Below are 24,199 nucleotides of genomic sequence, written 5' to 3'. Positions count from 1 at the left end.
TTGTGCCTTGCATTTCCGAAAAAATCTTGCTACAATAGAGCCATTAGAGGTGTTTTGAATCCCGCATTTTACAGAAAGTGGCGGCGCTGAGAAGTCCACAAATGTGTCAAAACTGGTTGCTGATGGATGAAAATGAAATAAAATTATGTCTTTTCTTTTAAAGACTAAAGTTGCGGGCAACTGCCCGAAATTGGGTGGTACCGCGGATAAATACATTCGTCCCTGTCATGTAGATGGCAGGGCTTTTCTTTTGTGTCTTAGTCAAAGGAGGTTGTTATGAAACAATCATTTAAAACTAATAAACTATACTATGGCTTTCCTGTTTTTATTTTAGGATATCAAGATCAGAATTTTGGATATAACATCACGACCTGTAGTTCCTCTTATAGTCTAGGAGATTGGCTAGTCATTGGTGTCGGAGCTGAGGAAAATGTGGCTGAGCAAATCAAGCATTACCAGAAGTTTACTGTGAATATTCCTGATGAAAATCTCATGCTCGAGATGGAGCAGGCTGGTTTTATCAGTCATCAGGAGAAATTGGAACGTTTGGGAGTGCATTATGAAATTTCTGAACGAACTCAGGCACCGATTTTAGAGGATTGTCCAGTCATTTTGGATTGTCAGGTAGATCGGATTATCGAGGAAGATGGAATCTGCCATATCTTTGCTAAGATTGTTGAGCGACTTGTTGACCCAGAACTTTTGGATGAAAAGGGGCATTTTAGAAATGAACTGTTTGCCCCAACATATTTCATGGGAGATGGCTATCAGCGCGTCTATCGTTATCTGGACAAGCGTGTAGATATTAAGGGGAGTTTCATCAAAAAAGCGAGGAAGAAGGATGACAAGAGCTGAGTTACCAGAACGGTTGGAAACAGAGCGTCTGGTCTTACGAGTCCGTACAGTGGCGGATGCAGAGGATATCTTTGATTATGCTAGTCGTTCATAAGTTTCTTACCCAGCAGGCTACGGGATTGTTGTCAAAGGAACGGATGAGATCGTTGGTTCTGTTGACTTCAACCATCGGCACGAAGACGATGTACTGGAGATTGGCTACACCTTGCACCCAGACTATTGGGGACGAGGTTATGTGCCAGAAGCAGCGCGTGCCTTGATTGACATAGCTTTTAGAGAACTAGGTCTTCACAAGATTGAACTAACTTGTTTTGGCTATAATGTCCAAAGTCAACGAGTCGCAGAAAAGCTTGACTTTACCCTCGAAGCTCGCATAAGAGACCGTAAAGATGCCCGAGGCAACCGCTGTGATGATTTGAGATATGGCTTGCTGAGGAGTGAGTGGGGGAGTTTTTTTACGAGTAAGATATATTCTTGTTTTTATATTCTTTAAGAGGAGACATGATGAGAAGTAGTCATAATCAAATATTAGATGCTTGGATTACAGTAGAACAATTATCAGAAGGGAATATTGAAAAAAGTGATTCTAAGTATAAAATTTTTCAAGGGGATGATTATCAATCCATATTAAAAGATTTTTTTAAACGTCAAAAATTAAAATCTAGTTCAGGGATTGCTGTTTATTGTGGAATTTTCCCTTTTCGAAAAATTATTGAAGTGTTAAGAGGCAAATACAATTTAAAGGAGACAGAGGAAGAATTGGGAAGAGCTTCTTATAAATTTACTTTTGCTCTATACTTTGATAAAGATTTGAAGTTCTTAGCTGATAAGTTTTTTTTAACTATGAGTGGGCAAATTTTCAAAAATAGGGAATTGCCTAAAGATTTCTTAATAGCAGAAAATGAGCTTCGAGAACAATTAGGTCAGGCGTTTCTTGATGGAGAGTTCAACGAAGTTTTTAGTAAACTTCTCAAAAAGTATGAGATTTCACCAAGTGATTGCAGATATTATTTTGTTAAGAATTTTGATGACGAAATAAATTTACATTCATTTTTTCTAAAGGATTTGAAATATGCAAAATCAATTTATAATGAAAATCTCAATAGTTATTTGTCAGGATTCGATTCTGTAAGGGTCAATCTGGACAGCAATAAAGAATCATACTATTTTAATCCCAAAGATTTAGAAACAATACTTGAACCGAAAAATTATCCATTAGGAAGATTTCCTAGTAACCCTAGATATGCTCTTTCTATGATGCAACAAGTAGCTGTAAATCTAGCTTCAAATGCGGATGAGGAGGTAAGAAGTGTCAATGGACCTCCGGGGACTGGTAAAACGACACTTTTAAAAGACATTTTTGCAGATTTGGTAACGGAACAAGCTAGAATTATTAGTGAATTATCGGATCCTAAACTTAAAGGGAATCTAGTTTATCATGACAATCCTTATCTTATTGCAAAATTACCAAAAGAAATTGCAGATAAAGGAATCGTAGTTGCAAGTTCTAACAATGGAGCTGTTAAAAATATTGTTAATGAATTACCCCAAAGAAAAGAAATCTATCAGAAATCAAATTGGTTAGATGAATTAAAGAAAATTAATTATTTTGCTGAAATCAGTAATGATTTATTGTTAGAAGATGAAGATGTTTCTAACGACAAAAAACATTGGGGATTATTTTCGATAGAAGGTGGAAAAAAACAGAATAGAGACCGTCTGCAAAATGTTTTAAAAGCAATACGACAAGAGTTGAATTCGGATAAATTTCAATCGAATCCATCAGTATACGAAGAGTTTAAAATTCAATATCAGAAGCTGTTTGATAAAAGAGAAAAGATGCAAGAGATAGCAGATAAGATTCGATTGCATGTAAAATTGAAAAATGCTTACCAGCAGGTTGAGATAGAGTTTCATCAGGATGATGCTCAAAGACGTTCAGAACTATCTAAAATACGGGATAAATATACTCAATTAGAAAATAGTAAAAAGAAAATAGAAACTGAGCTGTCTGAACGCGAGCATCTTATTTCTATGTTAAATGTTAACAAACAGATAGCAACACAAGATGTCGAGTTGATAAAATTACAAGCTCCACGTTTCTTATGGTTAAAAAGACTTTTCACACCATCGAAATTAGATACTTATTTTACGAGATTGAATCAAGCAAATGAAAGTCTAAAAGCAGAACTGAAGAAAGTACATAATGAAAGTCAATATTGCCACGGTTTGCAAAAAGAGATAAAAATGCATGAACTTGAATTAAATCAATTGAGTCAAAGGCAACAGAGGTATAATGAATGGAAATCTAAACAAGAAGATAAATTAATTCGTCATCAGGAAAAAATTTTGAAATTACAATCGGAACTTGCTACATGTACAGTTAATAAGTTGAATTTTTCCGTTCCGTATGAAGAGCTGCAAGTATCAAATTTTTGGTTTGATGATGCCTATCTAGAAGAGCAGAGTCGTTTGTTTATTAAAGCACTTGCAGTTAGAAAACAATTTATATATGACAATAAAAAGCATTTTGAAAAAGCGTTATGGATTTGGGAGAAACCTCAAAACTATTCAATGAGAGATAATGCTAGTGATTTATATAAAACTGCATGGGATTGGATTAATTTCACTGTTCCAGTTATTAGTACAACTTTTGCAAGCTTTAATTCCATGTTTTGGTGTTTGCCTGAAAATAGTATCGGTAATATATTTATTGATGAAGCTGGTCAGGCATTACCTCAAGCAAGTGTGGGGGCTATTTTTAGAAGTAAGCATATTATGGCTGTTGGGGATCCTTCTCAAATACAACCAGTACAGACTATGGATAAAAATATTTTAGGATTTTTAGCACAGCACCACAAGATAGACTCTAAATATCTTGTATCATCAACGCAAGAATTGATGGATTCTGCTAGTAGATATGGTTTTAAAAAACAAGATGGGACATGGATAGGACTTCCTCTCTGGGTTCATCGTCGTTCTAGTGATCCGATGTTCAGTATTTCCAATAAAATTTCTTATGATAATTTAATGGTTCAAGGAAAGGAAGAAGCTCGAGGTCTGGGAGAATGGTTTGACGTTGGTGGAGGTGCTAAGGATAAATTTGTTCCTGAGCAAGCTGATTATTTGAAAGAAGAGTTGCAGAAAAGACATGAGGAATTTGATGATATTTATGTCATTACTCCTTTTAAAAATGTATCGGTTCAACTAGCGAAAGAACTAGATAAAATCGGTTTCACAAAGCGGGAAAATGGAAAACCTATAAATGTAGGGACGGTACATACTTTCCAAGGAAAAGAAAATAAGATTGTATATTTTGTGCTTGGAGCAGATAATATGAGTGAGGGAGCTGCTCGCTGGGCTGTCTCTGAACCCAATATTTTAAACGTTGCAGTGACTAGGGCTAAAGAAGAGTTTTATATTATTGGGAATAAATCTCTTTACAAAGCCACACAGAGCCCTATTATAAGAGATACTATTGACATTTTAGATGCTTATCAAAGTAGCTTAGAAATTAACTAGAAAGGACAAACACATGTCTAAAGAACTTTCACCTAAATACAATCCAGCCGAGGTTGAGGCTGGTCGTTACCAAAAATGGCTTGAAGCTGATGTTTTCAAGCCTTCAGGAGATCAAAAGGCTAAGCCTTATTCAATCGTGATTCCACCGCCAAACGTAACTGGTAAACTTCACCTTGGTCACGCTTGGGATACGACTTTGCAGGATATCATTATCCGTCAAAAACGGATGCAAGGTTTTGATACGCTTTGGCTTCCAGGTATGGACCACGCGGGGATTGCCACTCAGGCTAAGGTTGAGGAGCGCTTGCGTGGTGAGGGAATTAGCCGTTATGACCTCGGCCGTGAGAAATTCCTCGACAAGGTCTGGGAATGGAAAGACGAATATGCCACTACCATCAAGGAACAATGGGGCAAGATGGGCCTCTCTGTAGACTATTCTCGAGAGCGTTTCACTCTTGACGAAGGTTTGTCAAAAGCCGTTCGCAAGGTCTTTGTGGACCTTTACAAGAAAGGCTGGATTTACCGCGGTGAGTTTATCATCAACTGGGACCCAGCAGCTCGCACAGCCCTTTCTGACATCGAGGTGATTCACAAGGATGTTGAAGGTGCCTTCTACCACATGAATTACATGCTGGAAGATGGTTCACGCGCCCTTGAAGTTGCGACAACTCGTCCTGAAACTATGTTTGGGGATGTGGCGGTTGCGGTCAATCCAGAAGATCCACGTTACAAGGATTTGATTGGTAAAAATGTCATCCTTCCAATTGCTAATAAACTCATCCCAATCGTTGGGGATGAGCACGCAGACCCTGAGTTTGGTACTGGTGTTGTGAAAATCACGCCTGCCCACGATCCAAACGACTTCTTGGTTGGTCAACGCCACAACTTGCCACAAGTTAACGTCATGAACGACGACGGAACTATGAACGAGCTTGCCTTTGAATTTGCAGGCATGGACCGTTTTGAAGCTCGTAAGGCAGTCGTTGCTAAGTTGGAAGAAATCGGAACCCTCGTCAAAATCGAAAAACGTATCCACAGTGTTGGTCACTCAGAGCGGACTGGCGTTGTGGTTGAGCCACGCTTGTCTACGCAATGGTTTGTCAAGATGGACCAATTAGCTAAGAATGCCATTGCCAACCAAGACACAGACGACAAGGTAGAATTCTACCCACCTCGTTTCAACGATACCTTCCTCCAATGGATGGAAAATGTCCACGACTGGGTAATCTCTCGTCAGCTCTGGTGGGGACACCAAATCCCTGCTTGGTACAATGCTGAGGGTGAAATATATGTCGGCGAAGAAGCTCCAGAAGGTGACGGTTGGACTCAGGACGAAGACGTCTTGGATACTTGGTTCAGTTCTGCTCTTTGGCCATTCTCAACCATGGGCTGGCCTGATGTCGACTCAGAAGACTTCAAACGTTACTTCCCAACTTCAACTTTGGTGACTGGTTATGATATTATTCCGTTCTGGGTGTCTCGAATGATTTTCCAAGGTTTGGAATTTACTGGCAAGTCGCCATTCAAAAATGCCTTGATTCATGGTCTCATTCGTGATGAGCAAGGACGCAAGATGTCTAAGTCTCTCGGTAACGGGATTGATCCAATGGATGTTATTGATAAGTACGGAACAGATAGCCTTCGTTGGTTCCTTTCAAACGGTTCTGCACCAGGTCAAGATGTTCGCTTCTCTTACGAAAAAATGGATGCTTCATGGAACTTCATCAACAAGATCTGGAACATCTCTCGCTACATCCTCATGAACAATGAAGGCTTGACCCTTGAGCAAGCAACTGCCAATGTGGAAAAAGTTGTTAACAAGGAAGCTGGAAATGTCACAGACCGCTGGATTCTCCACAACCTCAATGAAACTATCGGAAAAGCAACTGCCAACTTTGATAAGTTTGAGTTTGGTGTGGCTGGTCACATCCTCTACAACTTCATCTGGGATGAGTTTGCGGACTGGTACGTTGAGTTGACCAAGGAAGTCCTTTATAGCGATAATGAAGAAGAGAAGGTCATCACACGCTCTGTTCTTCTTTATACTTTGGACAAGATCCTTCGTCTCCTCCACCCAATCATGCCATTCGTGACAGAGGAAATCTTTGGACAAATCTCAGAAGGCTCTATCGTAACAGCTGCATACCCAACTGTAAATCCAGCCTTTGAAGACCTTGTTGCCCACACAGGCGTAGAAAGCCTCAAAGACTTGATCCGTGCCGTTCGTAATGCGCGTGCAGAAGTAAACGTAGCACCAAGCAAGCCAATCACAATCCTTGTTAAAACAAGCGATAGCGACTTGGAAGCCTTCTTTAACAGCAATGTCAATTACATCAAACGCTTCACAAATCCAGAACACTTGGAAATCGCATCAACTATTCCTGCACCTGAACTCGCCATGTCAAGCGTCATCACAGGAGCAGAAATCTACTTGCCTCTCGCAGATCTCCTCAATGTCGAAGAAGAACTGGCTCGCCTCGACAAGGAACTGGCTAAATGGCAAAAAGAACTGGACATGGTCGGCAAGAAGCTCTCTAACGAACGCTTCGTAGCCAACGCCAAACCAGAAGTCGTTCAAAAAGAGCGCGATAAACAAGCCGACTACCAAGCCAAATACGATGCGACCGTAGCTCGTATTGATGAGATGAAGAAGTTGGTGAAATAAAATAACATATACTTAATAGACAATTTATGCCTTTGCTCTGCTTTTTTACGTGGTTTATGATAAAATGATAGTGAGAGTCCTATTTCAAAAGGAGATAATACATGAAATTAATAATAAATAATATAGGGAACGTTAAATATGCAGAAATTGAAATAAAAGGAATTACAACTATTGCCGGGTATAATGGGACCGGAAAGAGTACAATTAGCCGTTCTTTATTTTCGATATTTAGTGCTAACTATGATGTAATTAATAAAATTTCTAGTGATAGAACTAAGTCAATTAATCAAATTTTGTCAAATTATTTATCAGATGTTGAGGTGAATTGGGAAACTTATACTGCAAGAGGACAAGTTAGAAGAATAGCTCCAAGACATATTGTTAGAGAGTTAATAAAAACAATTTCAGAAAATTTGTTACTTATTCTTGATGAAAATATTGGTGAATTTTATAGAGATACTCTTAAACAAAGTATTACTGACTCAATCGATGAATTTAATAATGAACATTTTAGATATTCAGTTTCAAATCTTGATGCCATAGATTTGGATGCTATTTCTAACAGCATTGAAGGAGTGTTATCTCAGTCGGATCAATCTATTTTTAATCAAATTTTGACAAAGCATTTGAATGATGAATTTAATAATCAAATAAATAATATATATAATCCAATAAAGGGAATAATTTCCTTACAAATAAAAGAAGATAAAATAAATGTTGAAATTAACCAAAATATAGCTTCTTCAGATAAAATGATAAATTTTAGAACAGATGTAGTTTATATTGATGATGCAGCTGCTATAGTTGATAATTTATTTTTGAATAATTTTATGTTTAAATTTAATTCAAAATTGAATCATAATACTCACTTGATAGAACAAATGGAAGATGAAAGTTATGATACCTATACATTACGAGCTAGAACAACAGATAGATTGAACTTAGTGTTTGGGAATATTAACGACATATTGAGAACAGAGTCTGTAAATAGTTCAGAGGATGAGGAGGACGAAAAAAAACTTAATATAGTTAATTATTCTTCGGGTATGAAAACTTTTTACTTAATTAAATCTCTTTTGGAAAAAGGAGTAATTAGGGAAAATGGGACACTGATATTAGATGAACCTGAAGTTCATTTACATCCAGAATGGCAATTAAAATTTGCTGAAATTATCGTATTACTCCAGAAGGAATTTGGATTGCATATTCTTATCAACACTCATAGTCCCTATCTTTTGAATGCTATTGAAGTTTATTCCAAAATTCATAAACTTACGTCAGAAACAAAATACTATTTAGCGAAAATTGATGAGTCAAACATTCCTATTATCGAAGATATTAAACATGAGACGAATCAAATTTATGATTTATTAACAGTACCTTTTGAAAAACTTGACAAGCTCGAGGAACTTTTGGAGGGGAATGATGATTAATTGTTTTATGGATGGTCATGTTATCAAAAATAACTGCAAAAAAACACTGAGAGATTGTTCAAAAGATGACCAAGGATACGCTTTATCGAATATTGCTGACGATGTGGTTGATTTTGATAATGTAAAAAAAATTTACTGTGCCAAACATTTAAATGCATCATATACAATTTTAAAATCAGTTGATACTTATTTGGAAGGAAATAATGATCAAATATTTTTGATAGAATTTAAGAATGCCAAGATTGATCAAAAACAGAAACATGGCCTAAATTTAAAATTGAAAGATAGTCTTTTGATTTTGACGGACTCATTTGGTTTTAATTTGAAAGATTTTCAAAAACGATTGAATTATATTGTAGTATATCGTGAAGAGAAGAATGATGTTTCGTCGGAATATCTCGAAATTGCTACAGCAAATACCATCCCAGCGAGCTTTAAGAATCGGAATTTAAAGAAAAAAATTTCAAAAAGAACTACTAAACAATTTTTTACATTTTGGGATTTGAATAAATATGAACATAGTCTAGTTAATGAGGTATATACTTTAAACGAACATGAGTTTTTACAATATTATAATTTAAAAATAAACCATGTAAAAAGAAATGTTAGTTCATATTCATTTTCTTAATCTATAACTTTCTTCTCACTAAGAATATTTTAAAGATTTTATCCAGTCTAACATTAGCTATTACCTATTATCTCAGACTAGCTAATTACTTTTAGAAAGCAGGTTACTACATGACAAATTCTGTAAGTTCGAACCGCTCTGAGAAGTTCGACATTGTAGCTTAATTTTCATATATAATCGCATTGAATTCATCTGGATTGATATTAAAACTCCACCTATTGATGCCGTCGGCTGGGTAGCAAAGAAATGAAAATTCGTTTTAGACTAATTTCCACTTCGGTTGGGCAAATGGAAGTTACTTTGAGAAGTTACCAATAAAAAGTCCTGTCACTTTATCCCCCTTAACCTTTGACTATTCTGCAAAATTATCGTAAAATAAAGAGTAAATGATAAAATGAGGTCAGAGTCTGTTCGCTCTGGCGATAGTAGTATAAATGAGGAGAAACGCTTTGGAATTAGAAGTATTTGCTGGGCAAGAAAAAAGTGAACTATCTATGATTGAGGTGGCGCGTGCTATCTTGGAACTTCGTGGTCGCGACCATGAGATGCATTTTAGCGATCTTGTAAACGAAATTCAAAACTACCTTGGAACATCAAATAGCGATATCCGTGAAGCTTTGCCTTTGTTCTACACAGAGTTGAACTTTGACGGTAGCTTCATCTCACTTGGAGACAACAAATGGGGGCTTCGTTCATGGTATGGTGTGGACGAAATCGACGAAGAAATCATCGCTCTTGAAGAAAACGACGACGATGAAGTAGCACCAAAAACTAAGAAAAAACGTGTCAATGCCTTCATGGATGGTGATTCAGATGCCATTGATTACAATGCGGATGATCCAGAAGACGAAGATGCATACGAAGCAGATCCAGCTCTTTCATACGATGATGAAAATCCAGATGATGAGAAAAATGAAGTGGAAGCTTACGATGCAGAAATCAACGAAATCGCCCCAGATGACTTGGGTGAAGACGTGGATCTCAACGAAGAAGACGACGAGTTTTCAGATGATGATGCTGAAAACATCGTGGAATAAAAGTTAGCTATTGACAATTGCCCTATTTTTAGGTATCATATTGTTCGGGCACCTCTTTTAGAGGTCGGAGCTCCCTAGTTCTTAGGGAGCTATTTTTATTTTTTCAAGAAGTTATCTTCTTGTATTTTTGTTGTGAATCTGGTGCAGTAGTCCCAGATTATTCTTATTAGTAGGGTCTTGTTTTCTATCTCCCCTCGTAGTTAACAAGGTCTTGAGTATTTTAGAAAGAGGAATCTATGTCTACGAAATATATTTTTGTAACTGGTGGTGTGGTATCGTCTATTGGGAAAGGGATCGTTGCAGCGAGTCTGGGGCGTCTCTTGAAAAATCGTGGTCTCAAAGTAACGATTCAAAAGTTTGACCCTTATATCAATATCGATCCGGGAACCATGAGTCCTTACCAGCACGGAGAAGTCTTTGTGACAGATGATGGAGCTGAGACAGATTTGGACTTGGGTCACTATGAACGTTTCATCGATATCAATCTTAACAAATATTCCAACGTGACAACTGGTAAAATTTACAGTGAAGTTCTTCGTAAGGAACGTCGTGGAGAATACCTTGGGGCAACTGTTCAGGTTATTCCTCATATCACAGATGCTTTGAAAGAGAAAATCAAGCGTGCCGCTCTAACGACCGACTCTGATGTCATTATCACAGAAGTTGGTGGAACAGTAGGAGATATCGAGTCCTTACCATTCCTAGAGGCCCTTCGTCAGATGAAGGCAGATGTGGGTGCGGACAATGTCATGTACATTCATACAACCTTGCTTCCTTACCTCAAGGCCGCTGGTGAAATGAAAACCAAACCAACCCAACACTCTGTCAAAGAATTGCGTGGATTGGGAATCCAGCCAAATATGTTGGTGATTCGTACAGAAGAGCCAGCTGGTCAAGGAATTAAAAACAAACTAGCACAGTTCTGTGATGTGGCACCAGAAGCCGTTATCGAATCGTTGGATGTTGAACACCTTTATCAAATTCCACTGAACTTGCAGGCACAAGGCATGGACCAAATTGTCTGTGATCATTTGAAATTAGACGCACCAGTAGCGGATATGACAGAATGGTCAGCCATGGTGGATAAGGTCATGAACCTCAAGAAACAAGTCAAGATTTCCCTTGTCGGTAAGTATGTTGAGTTGCAAGATGCCTACATCTCTGTGGTTGAAGCCTTGAAACACTCTGGTTATGCAAATGATGCAGAAGTTAAAATCAATTGGATCAATGCCAATGATGTGACAGCAGAGAATGTAGCAGAGCTCTTGTCTGATGCGGACGGAATCATCGTACCAGGTGGTTTTGGTCAACGTGGTACGGAAGGGAAAATCCAAGCCATCCGCTATGCGCGTGAAAATGATGTTCCAATGTTAGGTGTCTGCTTGGGAATGCAGTTGACATGTATCGAGTTTGCTCGTAACGTTTTAGGCCTTGAGGGTGCCAATTCTGCAGAGCTTGCACCAGAAACAAAATACCCTATCATTGATATCATGCGTGATCAGATTGATGTTGAGGATATGGGTGGAACCCTTCGTTTGGGGCTTTATCCATCTAAGTTGAAACGTGGCTCTAAGGCAGCAGCTGCTTATCACAATCAAGAAGTGGTGCAACGCCGTCACCGTCACCGTTATGAGTTTAATAATGCCTTCCGTGAGCAGTTTGAGGCAGCAGGCTTTGTCTTCTCAGGAGTTTCTCCAGACAATCGTTTGGTCGAAGTCGTGGAAATTCCTGAAAATAAATTCTTTGTAGCGTGTCAGTATCACCCTGAACTGTCAAGCCGTCCAAATCGCCCAGAAGAACTCTACACTGCTTTTGTGACTGCAGCGGTTGAGAACAGCAATTAGTTAAATCAGAACCTTTGAGAAGAATCTCAGAGGTTTTTTGCTTGCATATTTAGGATAAGATTTGCAAAATAAAAACATAGTGATATAATTAACATAAAAAATCCTAAGGAGGAACTACAATGAAAAAAATGACACTATTTAGTTTAGCTTTAACAGGCCTAGCTTTGCTAGCTTTCCCTTATTCAGGACAGGCATTTGAGCTTAAAGAAGAATGGGTTGTTAAGTGTGGAGTACAGTATCAAGATGGCAAGATTCTTCGGTTTAACAATGGCCATGAAGTAGATATCAAAATCTTGGATTTGCCAAAAACTGAGAAAATCGAGTGGACGGTCAGTCTCAATGGTCAAGATCAGACAGTCAATTTCCTAGGTCAAGAAAAGGACAAGTCTATGATTGGCGTAGATGGGCGTTATCTGAATTTCTATGTTCCATATGGCTATAGAGGAGATATCAAGGTCGAGGCTAAGAGCGGAAACGAAGTGAAGATCTGGTCAACGAAAGTTGTGGATAATATTCATAATGATAGTGGAAAGAGAGGCTACTATCGTATTGAAGAATCAAATGATCAATATACTTACCTCGATGCTAAATGGGATTATCAAACCAAGACTTACACTGCTACCTTACCAGAGACTGTCAATGGTCAAAAAGTATATGCTTGGGCAGACTATGACAATAGTGAGTTGAAACTTGAAAAACTAAAATCTATCAGTCACAAATATGATGGAGGAGCTTTCAAAGAACTTTATCCCATTGTAAAAGCAGAAAGCTGGCTACAATCAAACCAAAACTGGTACTATCAAAAACAAGGTCAATTAGTGCAGAATGCTTGGGTTAAGGATAATGGAAACTGGTACTTTATGAATGATAAAGGAGTCATGTTCAATCAAACTTGGCTTTATCAAGGTGGCAACTGGTATGCCTTTAAATCATCAGGAGCCATGATTGCTAGTGACTGGTTTTACGACCAAGGCAAGTGGTACTATTTATCAACTTCAGGAGCTATGAAAGCAAGCACTTGGGTATATGACAAGGGAGAATGGTATTATGTAAGTTCTTCTGGAGCCATGCTAGCGAATGATTGGGTCAAAGATAATGGCAAGTGGTATTATCTAGCTTCATCAGGTAAGATGCTTCGCAATACCTACACACCTGATGGTTACTACGTTGGCAACTCAGGCGCCTGGCAATAAGAATAATACTCTTCGAAAATCTCTTTAAACCACCTCAGCTTCCATCTGCAATCTCAAAACAGTGTTTTGAGCAAGCTGCGTCTAGCTTCCTAGTTTGCCCTTTGATTTTCATTGAGTATAAGAAGTCCTTTTCCTTAAAGGAAGAGGCTTTTTACTTGCTTTTCTGCGGCTTCCTCATTTGTCCTAAAGCCTTTTTTGTGTTAAAATGAATGGTATGAAAGCTAAAAAAATGTGGATGGCAGGTCTGGCTCTGCTTGGTATTGGAAGCCTTGCCCTTGCTACGAAAAAAGTTGCAGATGACCGTAAGCTCATGAAGACTCAGGAAGAGTTAACAGCAATTGTGCGAGACCATTTTTCAGATATGGGGGAAATTGCGACTCTTTATGTTCAAGTTTATGAAAGCAGTCTAGAACGACTTGTCGGAGGGGTCATTTTTGAGGATGGCCGTCATTATACCTTTGTCTATGAAAATGAAGACCTAGTCTATGAGGAGGAAGTCTTATGATACAACCAGCAAGTTTAGAAGAATTGGCATCTTTAGTAGAAAAAGATGGCAAGAAGGTCTTCCTTTTTGTGGCGGACTGGTGTGGCGATTGCCGTTATATTTATCCTGCCTTACCAGAAATTGAGGAGACCAATCCAGAGTTTACCTTTATTCGAGTGGATAGAGACCAGTATATGGATTTGGCCAAACTCTGGGATGTATATGGAATCCCTAGCCTTGTTGTTCTAGAAAAGGACAAGGAAATTGGTCGTTTTGTCAATCGCGACCGTAAAAGCAAGCAGCAAATTAACGATTTTTTAGCAGGACTGAAATAGGAGAAAAAGGAAACAATGATTTTTACATATAATAAAGAACATGTCGGTGATGTCCTTATGGTCATCGTGAAAAATAGCGGAGATGCCAAACTAGATGTGGAGCGCAAAGGCAAGGTAGCTCGTGTTTTCCTCAAAGATAATGGAGAAACAGTGGCGTGGAATGTTTTCGAAGTTTCAAGTTTATTTGAAATTGCAGAGCGCGGTCAAGTATTTTTGTCAGATGAGCAAGTAGCTCGTTTGAACCAAGAATTGCAGGCGGAAGGTTTTGCAGAAGAAATTGTTAATGACAAGGAACCTAAGTTTGTTGTTGGTGAGATTGTCGAGATGGTAGCCCATCCTGATAGTGACCATCTCAACATCTGCCAAGTTGCAGTCGCAAGTGACAAGACTGTGCAAATTGTTGCAGGTGCTCCCAATGCGCGTGTTGGCTTGAAAACCATTGTCGCTCTTCCAGGTGCCATGATGCCCAAAGGCAATCTCATTTTCCCAGGCCAACTTCGTGGTGAAAAGAGTTTTGGCATGATGTGTAGTCCTCGTGAATTGCATCTGCCAAATGCTCCGCAAAAACGTGGTGTTATTGAATTATCAGAAGACCAAGTTGTTGGAACTCCATTTGATCCAGCTAAACACTGGACTGCCTAGGAAGTTGTCAGTATCTGATAGACCAGCTAGAAGGAAATAAGATGGCAAAAAATGTAGTGATTACAGGGGCGACATCAGGAATCGGTGAAGCGATTGCGCGTGCTTATCTGGAGCAGGGTGAGAATGTCGTTCTAACTGGACGACGGATAGACAGACTAGAAACCCTCAAGTCGGAGTTTGCAGAAACTTTTCCAAATCAAACAGTTTGGACTTTTCCGCTAGATGTCATGGATATGACCATGGTGAAGACTGTCTGCTCCGATATTCTAGAAAGAGTAGGGCAGATTGATATTCTGGTCAATAACGCAGGCTTGGCTCTAGGTTTGGCACCTTATCAGGACTATGAGGAGTTGGATATGTTGACCATGCTGGATACCAATGTCAAAGGTTTGATGGCAGTCACTCGCTGTTTCTTGCCAGAAATGGTAAAAGCCAATCAAGGACATATCATCAATATGGGCTCAACCGCAGGAATCTACGCCTATGCTGGTGCCGCTATTTACTCAGCTACCAAGGCAGCAGTTAAGACTTTTTCAGATGGACTGCGAATTGATACCATTGCAACGGATATCAAGGTGACCACCATTCAGCCAGGAATTGTCGAAACAGATTTTTCTACAGTGCGTTTTCATGGTGACAAAGAGCGAGCTGCGACGGTTTATCAGGGAATCGAAGCCTTGCAGGCACCAGACATCGCAGACACAGTAGTCTATGTGACCAGTCAACCTCGCCGTGTGCAGATTACAGATATGACTATTATGGCCAATCAACAGGCGACAGGTTTCATGATTCATAAAAAATAAGAAATTTCCTCGAAAAGTTACAAATTTCTGTAACTTTTTTTGATTTTCTGCGAATAGATAAGTAGGAGGAAGAAAATATGTATAATAAAGTTATCTTAATCGGACGCTTGACGTCTACACCAGAATTGCACAAAACCAACAATGACAAGTCAGTAGCGCGAGCAACTATCGCTGTGAACCGTCGTTACAAAGACCAAAATGGGGAGCGTGGAGCTGACTTTGTCAATATGGTTCTATGGGGCAGACTAGCAGAAACATTGGCAAGCTACGCAACTAAAGGAAGTCTCATTTCAGTGGATGGAGAATTACGTACCCGTCGTTTTGAGAAAAATGGCCAGATGAATTACGTGACTGAAGTACTTGTTACAGGATTCCAATTATTAGAAAGTCGTGCTCAACGTGCCATGCGTGAAAATAACGCAGGCCAAGATTTGGCTGACTTGGTTTTGGAAGAGGAGGAATTACCATTTTAAACATTGAAAAGTCTGAGTTGCTCTCAGGCTTTTTATCTTGAGAAAGTCAGACTTTTTTCTTGACTATTTCTGACCAAGTGATACAATAGAACTATGATTTAGCACTCAGGTATAAAGAGTGCTAACACTATCTATCTCATCATGGAGGAAATCAGATGTTGAAACCATTAGGAGACCGTGTGGTCTTAAAAATTGAGGAAAAAGAACAAACTGTTGGTGGCTTTGTCCTTGCAGGTTCAGCTCAAGAAAAAACAAAAACAGCCCAAGTTGTGGCTATTGGACAAGGTGTTCGTACCTTGAACGGTGACTTGGTTGCTCCAAGTGTTAAAGCTGGAGACCGTGTCTTGGTTGAAGCTCACGCAGGTCTCGATGTCAAAGATGGCGATGAAAAGTACATCATCGTAGGCGAAGCGAACATCTTGGCAATTATTGAAGAATAGAAGGAGAAAGTAAGTATGTCAAAAGAAATTAAATTTTCATCTGATGCTCGTTCAGCCATGGTTCGTGGTGTCGATATCCTTGCAGATACTGTTAAAGTAACCTTGGGACCAAAAGGTCGTAATGTTGTGTTGGAAAAATCATTTGGCTCACCCTTGATTACCAATGACGGCGTGACTATTGCCAAAGAAATCGAATTGGAAGACCATTTTGAAAATATGGGTGCTAAATTGGTGTCAGAAGTAGCTTCAAAAACCAACGATATCGCAGGTGACGGAACGACAACTGCAACAGTCTTGACCCAAGCAATTGTCCGCGAAGGAATCAAAAACGTCACAGCAGGTGCCAATCCAATCGGAATTCGTCGTGGGATTGAAACAGCAGTTGCCGCAGCAGTAGAAGCCTTGAAAAATAATGCCATCCCTGTCGCTAATAAAGAAGCCATCGCTCAGGTTGCTGCTGTATCTTCTCGTTCTGAAAAAGTCGGTGAGTACATTTCTGAAGCCATGGAAAAAGTTGGCAAAGACGGAGTCATCACTATCGAAGAGTCACGTGGTATGGAAACAGAGCTTGAAGTCGTAGAAGGAATGCAGTTCGATCGTGGTTATCTTTCACAGTACATGGTGACAGATAGCGAAAAAATGGTGGCAGATCTTGAAAATCCATACATTTTGATTACTGATAAGAAGATTTCAAATATCCAAGAAATCTTGCCACTCCTAGAAAGCATTCTCCAAAGCAATCGTCCGCTCTTGATTATTGCGGATGATGTGGATGGTGAGGCTCTTCCAACCCTTGTATTGAACAAGATTCGTGGAACCTTCAACGTGGTAGCAGTCAAGGCACCTGGTTTTGGTGACCGTCGCAAAGCCATGCTAGAAGACATTGCCATCTTAACAGGCGGAACAGTTATCACAGAAGACCTTGGTCTTGAGTTGAAAGATGCGACAATTGAAGCACTTGGTCAAGCAGTGAGAGTAACTGTGGACAAAGATAGCACGGTTATCGTAGAAGGTGCTGGAAATCCTGAAGCGATTTCTCACCGCGTTGCGGTTATCAAGTCTCAAATCGAAACCACAACTTCTGAATTTGACCGTGAAAAATTGCAAGAACGCTTGGCCAAATTGTCAGGTGGTGTAGCGGTTATTAAGGTCGGTGCCGCAACTGAAACTGAGTTGAAAGAAATGAAACTCCGCATTGAAGATGCCCTCAACGCTACTCGTGCAGCTGTTGAAGAAGGAATCGTTGCAGGTGGTGGAACAGCACTTGTAAATGTTATACCTGCCGTAGCTGATTTGGAATTGACAGGAGATGAAGCAACAGGACGCAATATTGTTCTCCGTGCTTTGGAAGAACCTGTTCGTCAAATCGCCCACAATGCAGGATTTGAAGGTTCAATCGTTATCGATCGTTTGAAAAATGCTGAAGTTGGTACAGGCTTTAACGCAGCAACTGGCGAGTGGGTTAATATGATTGATCAAGGGATTATCGACCCAGTTAAAGTGAGCCGTTCAGCCCTACAAAATGCAGCATCTGTAGCCAGCTTGATTTTGACTACGGAAGCAGTCGTAGCCAATAAACCAGAACCAGTAGCCCCAGCTCCAGCCATGGATCCAAGTATGATGGGCGGGATGATGTAAGCTTTCAGAAAGAAACTTATAAAAATCACAAAAGGAGGGAATGCCTATCCCTCCTTTTTATGCTATTCACTTCTAAATAGATTTGAGCTCTCCTAACTTATATGATAAAATAAGACTAGAAAAAGGAGAAGAACATGATCGATGTAGAAGAAATTCTGAGCAAGATGAACCCCAATCAGAAGATTAATTATGACCGTGTCATGCAGAAGATGGTACAAGTATGGGAGAAAAATGAGCAACGGCCAACCATTCTCATGCATGTTTGCTGTGCCCCTTGCAGTACCTATACCCTAGAATATCTGACCAAGTATGCAGATGTGACCATCTATTTTGCCAATTCCAATATCCATCCCAAGGCAGAATACCATAAGCGAGCTTATGTTACCAAGAAATTTGTCAGTGATTTCAATGAGCGGACAGGAAATACGGTTCAGTACCTAGAAGCTCCCTACGAACCAAATGAATATAGAAAACTAGTTAGAGGACTTGAGGAAGAACCAGAAGGTGGCGACCGTTGCAAGGTTTGCTTTGACTATCGACTGGATAAGACAGCGCAAGTGGCTATGGATTTGGGCTTTGACTACTTTGGTTCAGCCTTGACCATCAGTCCTCATAAGAATTCTCAAACCATCAACAGCATCGGAATCGATGTGCAAAAAATTTACACAACTCATTATCTTCCAAGTGATTTCAAGAAAAATCAAGGATACAAACGTTCAGTAGAGATGTGTGAAGAGTATGACATCTACCGTCAATGTTATTGTGGATGCGTCTATGCAGCCCAAGCCCAGAACATTGACCTTGTTCAGGTTAAGAAAGATGCTACAGCCTTTATGGTAGATAAGGATATAGAGAAAGATTATTCCCACATTAAATTTACCGTTACGAAATTAGATATTTAAACGAAAACCTGCCTCGAGGCAGGTTTTTTGCTAGGAAAAGGTGATGGAGAGAAGTCGATGGACCGATCTATGAATTCCTAGTCCATAATTTGCGAGACTTCAATAAGGCTAGGACTCTTAAAAAATAAAGTTTTACTAAAAGGAGCTTTTTAAATCAAAACGAGCAATTATCAGTTCAAACCCGTTTCCAAAGAAGAACGGATAAATTAATCGATGCTTTGTTTTTGAGTTAGGAAGTTAAGCACGCTAAACTGAGTCGTAGGAATAAATTTCTTTATAGAAATGTGTTGCAACTCTGCTATAATGGAATATTCCTTTTTTGCATTTATACAACTTTTTTTACACTATCTTTATTCTTGTGATATAATGTCAAATTATAGAGTGGAGGTCATTTAAAATGATTGATAAAGTAATTGAACAATATAAAAGTCATGATAATCTTGATATTCGAGTAGAATTGCATAAGAAGTATTCCAAAAATAAATTGGGCTTTAATAATTGGATATTTTCTAACTACCAAATCACTGATGAAGTAAAGGTTCTAGAATTGGGATGTGGTACAGGAGAACTATGGAAAAGTAATCTTGATTCTATAGACAAGATGAAGCAATTGATTATAACGGATTTTTCTAATGACATGGTAGAAACTACGAAGTCAGTGATTGGAAATAGAGACAATGTCAACTATGAGATAATGGATATTCAAAAGATTTCTTTTGAGAATGAAACTTTTGATATTGTTATTGCTAATATGCTTTTACATCATGTGAATGATATTCCTAAAGCTCTCTCTGAGGTGAATAGGGTATTAAAAACCGAAGGCATTTTTTACTGTGCTACATTTGGCGAAAATGGAGTTGTAAATTATTTGGCAAATTTATTTAAAGATGAGGTTAATCAAGATTTAGAAAATAAAACGTTTACTTTACAAAATGGTAAAAGGTACCTGAGTAGGTATTTTAACTCTGTCGATACATTACTCTATGATGATGAGTTACATTTAACTAGTATAGATGACCTAGTTAAATACATCCAATCGTTTAAAGGAATTTCAGAAATAGGTTCACTAGAAGAGGAAATAATACGTAAAAGATTGGAAAGTGAGTTTAATAATGGTATGTTGATCATTCCTAAAGAATATGGTATGTTTATCGCTCGAAAAGAAAGTTAAGGGAACGAAATTGTGAAAAATTACGGAAAAGCTTTTCGATATTTTAGAAAATTAAACGGATATTCTTTAGAGTATGCTGCAGCTGATTCTATATCAAAATCTCAACTCTCTAGGTTTGAAAGGGGAGAAAATGAAATTTCTCTTTCAACGTTTTTTGAATTATTATCAAATATCAATGTTTCGATAGAGAATTTTTGTAATTACCTAGAACATTATAAAAGATCGGAGCTTGATGATTTTTTGGTTAATTTATCTCCGAATTTTTATAGTTTGAATACCAAAGGATTGGAGGTAATAAAAAATGAGCAACAAAAGCTTTTTGAGAAGACTGGGGAAAAAACTCATAAAATAAATACAATTATGGTTCAGGGATTATTAAATCAGATAGATTGTAATCATGTAGTTAGTAGAGATGATCTAAATTTAGTATATGACTATTTATTCCAGAAGGAACGATGGGAGTCCTATGAGATAACGCTGATTGGTAATTTATATCATCTTTTTGAAATAGATTATATTTACAGGGTCGGAAAAGAAATACTAGAGCGTACACATTATTACGAAAAAATCGGTAAGAATAGAAATTTAGTTGTGTCAGCTTGTTTAAATTTTTGGTTCTGTTGCCTTGAAAATTCACATCTAATATATGCAGACTACTTTGAAATGAAATTAAAGAAATTATTAAAAGATGACACAAAAGTTTTTGAAAAATCTACATTCAAATTTGTAGAAGGATATAAAATATATCTGACTGAATCTAAAGAGTCTGGAATTAAACAAATGAACAATGTCATAAAATATTTTGAGTTTATTGAATCTAAAAGTATTGCTTTATATTTTCAAAAACGATTAAATGAGTTGGTAGATTAAATAGCATTTTCTCTGTAAAGATATTATTTTTAAAATGTTGTGCTAAATGATTGATGCTAGGTGGAAATACAAAAAAATTTTTTGATACGAAGTTGACCTGTATTTTTTATACGAGTCATCTCCGTATTTTTGTATTAAACGATATAAGTTTATTATAAACTTACAAGGAACAAAGATATTAAAAAATATCAGTATATTTATTTGTTTTATATATTTCGTGAATTCTGCATAAATCTCTTTCTAGTAATGTGTTGTAACTCTACTATAATAGATTTATTCCTTTTTTGTGTCTACACAACTTATTTTACACTATCAAAAAAAACAAGGTCAGGATTTTGTTCCTGACCTTTGACAACTTTACCGATTCTTTAGTTCTACATAGCGCTTGTACCAAATGTTTACATAGGCTTCTGAGAAAGGACCACGTCCATTGTTAATCCAATCAACAAGAATTTTGACATGTTCTTTTAAAATATAGTCCAAGTCATCAGAATAATTCATTTTGCGTTTGTGACGCTCATACTCCTCAACGTCCAAGAGACGTTTCTCTCCATCTGTAAAAATTTTAACATCCAAATCGTAATCAATATACTTCAGTGCTTCTTCATCCAGATAGTAGGGGCTAGCCATATTGCAATAGTAGGAAATTCCATTATCACGAATCATGGCAATGATATTAAACCAATATTTCTTGTGAAAGTAAACAATAGCAGGTTCTCGAGTGACCCAACGACGACCATCACTTTCGGTAACCAGTGTATGATCGTTGACACCAATAATGGCGTTTTCTGTTGTTTTTAGTACCATGGTGTCCCGCCAAGTTCGGTGGAGACTCCCATCATGCTTATAACTTTGAATTGTAATAAAGTCGCCTTCTTTTGGAAGCTTCATAACTAACCAACTTTCTACAATTTATAAGTTTATCGTTTACTATTGTACCATAAAATTACCTAAAATCTGTGAATTTTACATGAAAATATTAAAGATATTCTCTAAGAGCGCTTGCTATATCCGAAAAATCGTAGCCCTTTCGTGCTAAAACTTGGGTTAAACGCTGTTTAAGTTCGTATCCTTCATATTTTCGGGCATACTTAGCATATTGCTTATCAAGTTCCTTGAAGATGAGTTCCTGAGTCGTTTCTTGGTCAACTTGACTATCCAACTGGTCAAAGGCACTTTTAGCATCAGAATAGGAAAATCCCTTGTTGGTCAGATTCTGGATAATCTTATCTTGCAAAGCACGAGATGGAAGTTTTCCTTCATATTTCTTCAATAGTTTATTGGCTACACGTTGAGCAACTTCCGAAAAATCAAAATCATTCAAGATCTCTTCTATAGTAGATTTTGAAATTCCTTTTTGTGCTAATTTCTGAGTCAGTACATAAGGCCCCTTGTCTCCTGAAAGTTGATTGGCGTTGATGATAGCATAAGCGTACTGGCTATCATTAATCCACTTATCCTCTTTAAGATTAATAATGACTTGAGAAAGGATGTTTTCATCAATATCATATTTTTTTAGATATTCACTGACCTCTTTTTCAGTACGCGCTTTAAAGGATAAGTGGTAGAGGGCTAGATTCTTACCGTAAGAAAATTTGGCAAAGCCCTGAATCTCTTTCAATTCTTCTTCACTTATCACCTTATCTTTTGATAACATAAAACGAACAATAGTATCTTCAGTAATGTAGCATTTGTCGCCATTATCAAGCTCCATCAGATAGAGTCTTTTTTTCTTTTCAAGTTTTGTGATTTTCATAGTTCTATTATAACTCAAAATGTGATAAGATAGGGGTATGAATCTGAAAGTGAAACAAAAAATACCGTTAAAAATCAAGCGCATGGGAATTAATGGTGAGGGAATCGGCTTTTATCAAAAAACATTAGTCTTTGTGCCTGGTGCTCTCAAAGGTGAAGATATCTATTGTCAGATTACTTCTATTAAACGTAACTTTGTTGAGGCAAAATTACTGAAGGTCAACAAGAAGTCTAAATTTCGAGTTGTGCCAGCTTGTACTATTTACAATGAGTGCGGAGGCTGCCAAATCATGCACCTGCATTATGATAAGCAACTGGAGTTCAAGACGGACTTGCTTCATCAAGCGCTGAAAAAATTTGCCCCTGCAGGATATGAAAATTATGAAATCCGCCCGACGATTGGTATGCAGGAACCAAAATATTACCGTGCTAAGTTACAATTTCAGACTCGAAAATTCAAAAATCAGGTTAAGGCGGGCTTATATGCACAAAACTCTCACTATTTAGTAGAGTTGAAAGACTGCCTGGTACAAGACAAGGAAACCCAAGTGATTGCTAATCGTCTAGCGGAATTACTTACTTTTCACCAAATTCCAATCACGGATGAGAGAAAAGTTCTAGGTGTTAGAACTATAATGGTTCGACGAGCAAGAAAGACTGGACAGGTTCAGATTATTATTGTTACAAATCGTCAGCTTAATTTAGCCCAACTAGTAAAAGACTTAGTTAAAGCTTTCCCAGAAATTGTGACAGTAGCTGTGAATACAAATACAGCTAAAACCAGTGAGATTTATGGCGAAAAGACAGAGATTATCTGGGGAGAAAAGAGTATTCAAGAAGGTGTACTTGATTATGAATTTTCACTATCTCCTCGAGCTTTCTATCAACTAAATCCTGAACAAACAGAAGTTCTTTATAACGAGGCGGTAAAAGCCTTGGATGTAAATAAAGAAGACCATTTGATTGACGCTTATTGTGGAGTTGGAACGATTGGATTTGCCTTCGCAAAGAAAGTTAAAACACTAAGAGGTATGGATATTATTCCAGAAGCCATTGAAGATGCCAAGCGAAATGCTAAAAGAATGGGATTTGACAATACTCATTATGAAGCTGGAACGGCAGAAGAGATTATTCCTCGTTGGTATAAGGAAGGCTACCGAGCAGATGCTCTGATCGTAGATCCACCGCGTACAGGTCTGGACGATAAGTTATTAGATACTATTCTTACCTATGTACCAGAAAAAATGGTCTATATTTCTTGCAATGTTTCGACCTTGGCTCGTGATTTGGTGAGGTTAGTAGAAGTCTACAATATCCATTATATTCAGTCGGTCGATATGTTTCCACACACCGCTCGAACTGAAGCTGTTGTAAAATTAATTAAAAAAGATTAAAAAAGGTGTTGACAAAGTTTAAAAAGTCTGTATAATAGTAAGAGTTGAAAACAACTCAGGTCCGTTGGTCAAGGGGTTAAGACACCGCCTTTTCACGGCGGTAACACGGGTTCGA

At 38.0% G+C, this 24,199-nt stretch carries 21 protein-coding genes and 1 pseudogene; 20 read left to right on the top strand and 2 right to left on the bottom strand.

Annotation, left to right across the window (positions count from 1 at the left end):
• Nucleotides 1-276: 276 nt before the first annotated feature.
• From GEZ84_RS08910 to GEZ84_RS08820, 19 genes and pseudogenes are all read left to right on the top strand, one after another.
• Entirely contained in the window at nucleotides 277-855 is a 579-nt protein-coding gene (locus GEZ84_RS08910; protein WP_153224269.1) for a flavin reductase family protein, read from the top strand.
• Nucleotides 842-1,348: pseudogene (locus GEZ84_RS08905) on the top strand (GNAT family N-acetyltransferase). The gene GEZ84_RS08910 and the pseudogene GEZ84_RS08905 overlap by 14 nt, the downstream one beginning before the upstream one ends.
• Nucleotides 1,349-1,359: 11 nt before the next feature.
• Nucleotides 1,360-4,377 carry a DEAD/DEAH box helicase gene (locus GEZ84_RS08900; protein WP_153224268.1) on the top strand — a complete coding sequence of 1,006 codons (3,018 nt, stop codon included), beginning with the start codon at nucleotides 1,360-1,362 and terminating at the stop codon, nucleotides 4,375-4,377.
• A 13-nt stretch (nucleotides 4,378-4,390) separates the two neighbouring features.
• A complete protein-coding gene (locus GEZ84_RS08895) occupies nucleotides 4,391-7,042 on the top strand; it encodes a valine--tRNA ligase (protein WP_153224267.1) in 2,652 nt (883 codons plus the stop codon).
• A gap of 101 nt (nucleotides 7,043-7,143) precedes the next feature.
• On the top strand, nucleotides 7,144-8,475 hold the full coding sequence (locus GEZ84_RS08890) for an AAA family ATPase (RefSeq protein WP_153224266.1): 1,332 nt from the start codon (nucleotides 7,144-7,146) through the stop codon (nucleotides 8,473-8,475).
• Nucleotides 8,468-9,103, top strand: coding sequence for a hypothetical protein (locus GEZ84_RS08885; protein WP_153224265.1), 636 nt, complete (start codon nucleotides 8,468-8,470; stop codon nucleotides 9,101-9,103). The genes GEZ84_RS08890 and GEZ84_RS08885 overlap by 8 nt, the downstream gene beginning before the upstream one ends.
• Nucleotides 9,104-9,552: 449 nt before the next feature.
• Complete coding sequence (rpoE, locus tag GEZ84_RS08880; RefSeq protein WP_194252055.1) at nucleotides 9,553-10,140, top strand: DNA-directed RNA polymerase subunit delta; 588 nt, start codon at nucleotides 9,553-9,555, stop codon at nucleotides 10,138-10,140.
• Nucleotides 10,141-10,376: 236 nt separating this feature from the next.
• Nucleotides 10,377-11,984 carry a CTP synthase gene (locus tag GEZ84_RS08875; RefSeq protein ID WP_153224263.1) on the top strand — a complete coding sequence of 536 codons (1,608 nt, stop codon included), beginning with the start codon at nucleotides 10,377-10,379 and terminating at the stop codon, nucleotides 11,982-11,984.
• A gap of 119 nt (nucleotides 11,985-12,103) precedes the next feature.
• On the top strand, nucleotides 12,104-13,177 hold the full coding sequence (locus tag GEZ84_RS08870) for an N-acetylmuramoyl-L-alanine amidase family protein (protein WP_194252054.1): 1,074 nt from the start codon (nucleotides 12,104-12,106) through the stop codon (nucleotides 13,175-13,177).
• A gap of 205 nt (nucleotides 13,178-13,382) precedes the next feature.
• Nucleotides 13,383-13,682 (top strand): DUF4651 domain-containing protein, encoded by a 300-nt coding sequence (locus GEZ84_RS08865; protein ID WP_153224262.1) that lies wholly within the window; start codon nucleotides 13,383-13,385, stop codon nucleotides 13,680-13,682.
• A complete protein-coding gene (locus GEZ84_RS08860) occupies nucleotides 13,679-13,996 on the top strand; it encodes a thioredoxin family protein (RefSeq protein ID WP_000615777.1) in 318 nt (105 codons plus the stop codon). The genes GEZ84_RS08865 and GEZ84_RS08860 overlap by 4 nt, the downstream gene beginning before the upstream one ends.
• A gap of 15 nt (nucleotides 13,997-14,011) precedes the next feature.
• Nucleotides 14,012-14,638: a YtpR family tRNA-binding protein gene (ytpR, locus tag GEZ84_RS08855; RefSeq protein WP_153224261.1), complete on the top strand. Its 627-nt coding sequence runs from the start codon at nucleotides 14,012-14,014 to the stop codon at nucleotides 14,636-14,638.
• 41 nt (nucleotides 14,639-14,679) lie between these two features.
• The gene (locus GEZ84_RS08850) at nucleotides 14,680-15,441 is read left to right on the top strand and encodes an SDR family NAD(P)-dependent oxidoreductase (RefSeq protein WP_153224260.1); all 762 of its coding nucleotides are present in this window, start codon (nucleotides 14,680-14,682) and stop codon (nucleotides 15,439-15,441) included.
• 77 nt (nucleotides 15,442-15,518) lie between these two features.
• A complete protein-coding gene (locus GEZ84_RS08845) occupies nucleotides 15,519-15,914 on the top strand; it encodes a single-stranded DNA-binding protein (RefSeq protein ID WP_153224259.1) in 396 nt (131 codons plus the stop codon).
• 155 nt (nucleotides 15,915-16,069) lie between these two features.
• A complete protein-coding gene (gene groES, locus GEZ84_RS08840; RefSeq protein WP_140834723.1) occupies nucleotides 16,070-16,354 on the top strand; it encodes a co-chaperone GroES in 285 nt (94 codons plus the stop codon).
• 15 nt (nucleotides 16,355-16,369) lie between these two features.
• Entirely contained in the window at nucleotides 16,370-17,992 is a 1,623-nt protein-coding gene (groL, locus tag GEZ84_RS08835) for a chaperonin GroEL (protein WP_153224258.1), read from the top strand.
• A gap of 134 nt (nucleotides 17,993-18,126) precedes the next feature.
• A complete protein-coding gene (locus GEZ84_RS08830; RefSeq protein ID WP_000567570.1) occupies nucleotides 18,127-18,894 on the top strand; it encodes an epoxyqueuosine reductase QueH in 768 nt (255 codons plus the stop codon).
• A 397-nt stretch (nucleotides 18,895-19,291) separates the two neighbouring features.
• On the top strand, nucleotides 19,292-20,065 hold the full coding sequence (locus GEZ84_RS08825; RefSeq protein ID WP_153224257.1) for a class I SAM-dependent methyltransferase: 774 nt from the start codon (nucleotides 19,292-19,294) through the stop codon (nucleotides 20,063-20,065).
• Nucleotides 20,066-20,077: 12 nt separating this feature from the next.
• A complete protein-coding gene (locus GEZ84_RS08820) occupies nucleotides 20,078-20,935 on the top strand; it encodes an Rgg/GadR/MutR family transcriptional regulator (protein WP_319946442.1) in 858 nt (285 codons plus the stop codon).
• 357 nt (nucleotides 20,936-21,292) lie between these two features.
• Here the strand turns inward: GEZ84_RS08820 and GEZ84_RS08815 are convergent, their stop codons facing one another.
• Both GEZ84_RS08815 and recX read right to left on the bottom strand, forming a co-directional pair.
• Entirely contained in the window at nucleotides 21,293-21,826 is a 534-nt protein-coding gene (locus GEZ84_RS08815; protein WP_000775316.1) for a DUF402 domain-containing protein, read from the bottom strand.
• 88 nt (nucleotides 21,827-21,914) lie between these two features.
• Nucleotides 21,915-22,691 carry a recombination regulator RecX gene (gene recX, locus GEZ84_RS08810; RefSeq protein WP_153224256.1) on the bottom strand — a complete coding sequence of 259 codons (777 nt, stop codon included), beginning with the start codon at nucleotides 22,689-22,691 and terminating at the stop codon, nucleotides 21,915-21,917.
• A gap of 37 nt (nucleotides 22,692-22,728) precedes the next feature.
• Between recX and rlmD the strand changes: the two genes are divergently transcribed.
• The gene (gene rlmD / locus GEZ84_RS08805) at nucleotides 22,729-24,084 is read left to right on the top strand and encodes a 23S rRNA (uracil(1939)-C(5))-methyltransferase RlmD (protein WP_153224255.1); all 1,356 of its coding nucleotides are present in this window, start codon (nucleotides 22,729-22,731) and stop codon (nucleotides 24,082-24,084) included.
• The last annotated feature ends 115 nt before the right edge of the window (nucleotides 24,085-24,199 follow it).

It is taken from the genome of Streptococcus mitis (assembly GCF_009496155.1).
Classification (GTDB): domain Bacteria; phylum Bacillota; class Bacilli; order Lactobacillales; family Streptococcaceae; genus Streptococcus; species Streptococcus mitis_BQ.
This window is presented reverse-complemented; position numbering and strand designations above follow the sequence as displayed.